At 45.4% G+C, this 5,017-nt stretch carries 4 protein-coding genes and 1 pseudogene; 1 reads left to right on the forward strand and 4 read right to left on the reverse strand.

Annotation, left to right across the window (positions count from 1 at the left end; translation table 11 throughout):
* Window positions 1–173: 173 nt before the first annotated feature.
* Both QMA35_RS20760 and QMA35_RS20765 read right to left on the reverse strand, forming a co-directional pair.
* Window positions 174–1,469 (reverse strand): death domain-containing protein, encoded by a 1,296-nt coding sequence (locus QMA35_RS20760; protein ID WP_281649058.1) that lies wholly within the window; start codon window positions 1,467–1,469, stop codon window positions 174–176.
* A gap of 297 nt (window positions 1,470–1,766) precedes the next feature.
* A pseudogene (locus QMA35_RS20765) lies at window positions 1,767–3,139 on the reverse strand (IS3 family transposase).
* Between the two features lie 233 nt (window positions 3,140–3,372).
* Between QMA35_RS20765 and QMA35_RS20770 the strand changes: the two are divergent.
* The gene (locus QMA35_RS20770; protein ID WP_281649059.1) at window positions 3,373–3,498 is read left to right on the forward strand and encodes a hypothetical protein; all 126 of its coding nucleotides are present in this window, start codon (window positions 3,373–3,375) and stop codon (window positions 3,496–3,498) included.
* 78 nt (window positions 3,499–3,576) lie between these two features.
* Here the strand turns inward: QMA35_RS20770 and QMA35_RS20775 are convergent, their stop codons facing one another.
* The gene (locus tag QMA35_RS20775) at window positions 3,577–3,918 is read right to left on the reverse strand and encodes a hypothetical protein (RefSeq protein WP_281649060.1); all 342 of its coding nucleotides are present in this window, start codon (window positions 3,916–3,918) and stop codon (window positions 3,577–3,579) included.
* 8 nt (window positions 3,919–3,926) lie between these two features.
* On the reverse strand, window positions 3,927–5,017 hold a 1,091-nt coding region (locus QMA35_RS20780), incomplete at its 5' end, for a hypothetical protein (RefSeq protein WP_281649061.1).

A 5,017-nucleotide genomic window follows, 5' to 3' on the forward strand; every position in this document is an offset into this window, starting at 1 on the left:
TTTTAAAGACACATATCTTCTCGGAAGAGAGTTTGTTAGATCAGGAAGCATCCCATTGGCTCAACCCACATTTATTGTGAACAGAGCCGGTCAAAAGGGGTCGGGTCAGGTACATTAAAAAAATGAACCTGACCCCTTATTGGTCCTTATTGGTCCCTCCATCTTTGTTGGCTCTATCTCAGCCAATTATTCATACACTGAGCGGTTACTTTTATTTTGGACGACCTTGCCATGTTCTCCCTCTCCCCGGCTTGTAAGGTTTGACAGAATGAGTGTACTTCCTGCTCTGTTTTTTTAAAACGCAGGAAAATTGTTTGAACAGCCTTCATTAACTTTAAGTAGGTTGCATGTGTATCCCGTTCCAGCCACTTGGTGTATACAACACGAACACATTCTCGAATACTGTAAGGGTTGTCTGTCTTTATAATGCGAAGCATCTCGTGGGATAAACCGAGACTGAGACCAATCTCATTCCAATACTCAGCAGTAATATCAAAGATGAGGTTAAGCGCATAATGGCTGGGCCGCTGGTTGGCTATATCTTCGTATTGCGTGACAAAGGGTTCTCCTCCTGAAGAGGCCTGACATTGCTCCTCAGAATCATCGCTTTTCGCTTTTTTTCCCGGGGGCTGTTCTGCAGAGTTCAGAGATTGTTGATCGAGAGCCAGCTCAATATTTTTTCTCTTCAGATTAAAAAGTTCTTCTCTCAAGTGGAGCGACTCTTCCTGCCATTGATGAGCTAGTTGCTCTGCACGTTGTAATTCTTGTCGGTGTTTATTCCTCTCCTCTTCAAGTTGTGCTGCGAGAGCCTGAGTTTGTGCCAACACCTTTTGATACGCTTCAACGGGGACGGTACTCGGCGACGGCGGACTAAAAGCCTTGTATTTCTGCCCCTTATACGTTTGATCTAAATGATCGGCTTCTGTCACGCAACCGACACTAGGCGACCTTAACACCGCTAGAAGTGTCTCGAGGTTAGCCATCCTATCCTCATGCATCCATTCATCCAGAACCATTCTTAATTTTTCTTCAGGCCCGTCATAATTCGCCTCAATCTCCTCCATAAGGCTTTCAGGGAGGAGTTTACATCCCAGTGGCGCAATTTCTACGCTCCTAAGTTGTTCACACAACTGATCGACCAAAGGCAAAGGGCGCCCGACCATTGTTGTCCCGCCCGTCGGGTTTGCTGTGTCCCCATTCAGAAAACGCTCCAGCCCCAGTTGTTCTATATCCATAGCCGCAGTGTTTAACTGTGTGTCCGAAGTGCGCAAGGCATTCACCAGCACTTCCATTGAGCGTTGGTCCGGGTATTGTTCATGCCAAGTATTTAACATCTGAAAATAGGCATCCTGATTGGTTTTGCAGTTTGCATTAATCTGATCAAGCAGCTTCATATCCTTGGCGTCGAAAATTTTAGCTCCAAACTCACGCCATTGATACGCTACACAGGCGGTGTGTTTGATGAACATGGGAATATTGAGGGCTGGCTTCTCGGACGACGAATGAGAAGGTTCGTGGTAAGAAAAAAAGCCTCTCCTCGTAGAGGGTGAAGTGCCTCTTGCGAACATAATGATGTACTCCTTTACGTTACGCTTGTATGTCCTCTGCGCTCTCCCTGTGAAGGAGGCACCATTCAATAGAGTCAGACAAGGAAGGAGATTGCAGAGTTGCCATTCAACAAATTATTGGAAAGGATACTGACTATGTAGTCAGTAAGGCTGTACAAAAACGGAGTCTTTCAAGATAGTTGACCCAAAAACCTGTTATTAAACAGCCATTTTCAAGCCTGCTTCATCTGGCAACCTTTCCGGGTTGAGAGCAACAGAATGTACCGGCTCCCAATTTCGAGTGCTGCCTGTCCAACGATCTGGATGAGCGGCTTTCGCTGCCTCATAAATTTCATGTCTGTATGCCAACAATGCATGATCTTCACCGTTATGGCGCTGAGCAGGTGTAACAAAGCGGATACTGCTATGGCGATGTTCAGTGTTGTAAAACTTCACGAAGCGCAACATCCATTGACGACTGCTGTCCAGCGTTTTAAATCCCTGTGATGGCCACTGAGGACAGTACTTCACGGTTTTTAATATCGCTTCACCAAAGGCGTTGTCATTACTCACTCTTGGACGACTATGGGATGGTGTGATACCCAGATCCATCAGCTTTGCTTTAAACGTTGCTGATGTCATGGGAGCACCATTATCCGCGTGCAGAACCAACGGTGACTTTAAACACCGTTCAGCGAGAACGGCACGTTCAATCAAGGCGCTGGCCAGTTCACCCGATTCTTGGTCGTAGACTTCCCAGGCAACGATTTTGCGACTATAAATATCAAGCACAAGATAGAGATACCAGTACTGCCCGCGAACACGTGATGGAATGTAGCTTATGTCCCAACACCACACTTGATTTGCCTTTTTCGCAATATACGTTGTTGGTTTTTTTCTCACGGCACGCCGTTGAGTACGCCCTCGGTGATGAAGCTGGTCGTTCGCTTTCAGCACTCTGTAAAAACTGGATTCGGAAGCAATGTATTCGCCTTTGTCTGCCAGCATCGGAACAATTTGCGAGGGAGGAAGACTGGCGTATTCTTGCTTGTTGCAAATGTCCAAAATACGTTGACGCTCATCTTGAGGGGTTAAGCTTCCTCGTCGTCTATCCCGTAGAAGGCATTGAGCTTTTTTGATAACACCAGCAGAGCCGCAGTTTCGGCCAGGGCTTTATCTTTGCGACGGACCTCACGCTCAAGTTCTGTAATACGCTTACGTTCTTTCTGGAGTTGACGTTTATCTTGGGCTACCTGGTGCTCAGCAGTCTTGGCTCCATTTAAACAGGCGGTTTTCCATTCCTGAACTTGTTCAGGGTACAGGCCCTTACTACGACAATATTCACTCAGTTCAGTTTCTGAAAGAGTGGCCGTCTCAATAACAACGGCAAACTTGGCCTCAGCGGGCCACTGCTCGGAATTATGTTCGTTCCCTGGCACAGGCAAACCATTCTGTTTTAATGTCTTGCGCCAATTATACAAAGTGGCCACACAAATACCTTCCTCCTGAGCAACATCAGGAACAGAGCGGTTGTGTGGAGGCAAAAGCTTCTTGAGAATGGCAGCTTTACGCTCTTCTGAGTAACGGGGCATTCCAGCCTTCTACCACCCACTGTCTGACTCTTGAAATCCACCAATTATCAGCATGAACGAAAGATATTTTCCCCTTCACTATTTGTCCCCTTCACGTAGTGGCCAAGCTGTTGCAGCACCACCATCTGGCTTTGTGTAGTACCCTCTAATTCTAACACCACTTGGAGATACGCCTTCCCATTGTTTTGGTGGAAGCGAGGGATTTGCACTCGGTAGTGGTTTGGAATTTTGGAATGCCCCTTCAATTTCCTGAACAGTTTGGCGCTTTGTCCAGTGCTCAGGATAGAAAGTTGTTGGTTGAGGCTTATCGACCCAACTCCCTGTTTGTGGATCACGAATTTGTGTATTCGCTCGAATAACGCCATTAGCATCAGGTGGATCAATGACGTCAACTACACGAACATTATCGCACGCCCCTATTTATTCACTCTATTTATTCACTCCGCTCCCTTTTCTGCTCTTTTCTTCTTATTCACTTTTGTTACATTTTTGGGAGGTTCTTCATTAGGCGCTATAGCTTGCCATATAAGTGCTATGACAGACATCCAAGTGCTATCTTCGCATACGTCAACCCCTATGAAATCAGCTCTTTCAGCCTCATTAACCCAGCTCCAACCCAGATCCCTACAGGCAGCCTGTATCTCACTTTTTAGTGCTTCCCTGTAAACAGGGCTAGCTTCAATCACCCCCCTAAAACTTTCATGGTACTCCTCTAGACTAAAACCATGATTTGAAGAGAACTCAGAAAGTGCATCTTTTATGTATCTGTATTCTTTCACTCATCTACCTAATTTGTTGGGAATAGTGTGTTCAACTCGAACTGCCCAGTACTAGGATTGAGGACATAACGAGCTTCAACTTTTGTCAAGTTATTGACCCTTATTGGCTCCCCATCAAGTCTGTGTCCTTGGGAAACAAAATTTGATGTTCCTACAGGCTTTTTATACCCATGACCAACACTTTGACCAAGGTCAACTTGAAATTTGAATTTTGTTAGTTTTTTTCCTGCTAATAGCTCATCCTGAGCTTTTGCCAACGCATTTGCAAAAGCTTGTGTATCCTGATTTACGGAATCCAAAGCAAGCTTAAGAGTGCTATTACTCTCAAATTTTGACGACATTGGAGGTATAATGTTGCCTATATTTTCCCCCTTCCTCATTTTTGGGATGAAACTTTCGTCTGGAGCAATTCCTTCAATTACACGTCTCTTGAGTTTCTCAGCACTAATGTCAGGTCCATGTCTTTCGAGCGTATGTGCATACTTGCTTGCTTTTAACTTTCTAAGATCATTGGTCGTTAGCTCATAGTCTTGACTTTTCCTTGGAGGTTTTGAACTGGTTGACTTAATAGGTCTTTGAACAACCTCCGCAGCCTCATCGTCCGTCTTAGCACTCGTTGAGTTAGCATTAGCTGGCGCTTTCTGACTTGTGCCCTTTGTAACCCTAAACCTGTCGTAGGCTTTTTTACCCCCAACTAATGCACCAGAGGCCATGGCAAACATAAGAGCTGCTTTATCCCCACCATGCTGGGCGACATAAGCATCTGCAAATGATTCAGCTAAGGATATATTCGAACCAGCAACAACATCGTTTTCTAAAAAGATGCGTGTATTTAGATTACCTCCGTTACGTTTGAACTCATCCAGCAACGCCAGATTTGCTTCTTCCTCAGCAATAATCTCAGCTACGAATGGCTGGCATTGCTTGGCGTTTAGATTGCAAAGTTCATTAAGAGTATCCTGCTGAACGGCATCAATGGTTGCGTATTTACCTATAATTTCAAAAGTGCACGTCTCACTTTGGCACTGTTTCAGTTCAGCCACCATCTCACGCATCTGGTTATGGGTGAGATAATTGTGGCTCTTTCGCAGGTTGGCTG

This window comes from Parendozoicomonas sp. Alg238-R29, assembly GCF_947331445.1.
Classification (GTDB): domain Bacteria; phylum Pseudomonadota; class Gammaproteobacteria; order Pseudomonadales; family Endozoicomonadaceae; genus Sansalvadorimonas.

Excerpts from the sequence above, each read along its gene's own strand:
- QMA35_RS20760 (WP_281649058.1), bottom strand. The coding sequence starts at position 1,469 with ATGTTCATCAAACACACCGCCTGTGTAGCGTATCAATGGCGTGAGTTT.
- QMA35_RS20770 (WP_281649059.1), top strand. The coding sequence starts at position 3,373 with ATGCCCCTTCAATTTCCTGAACAGTTTGGCGCTTTGTCCAGTGCTCAG.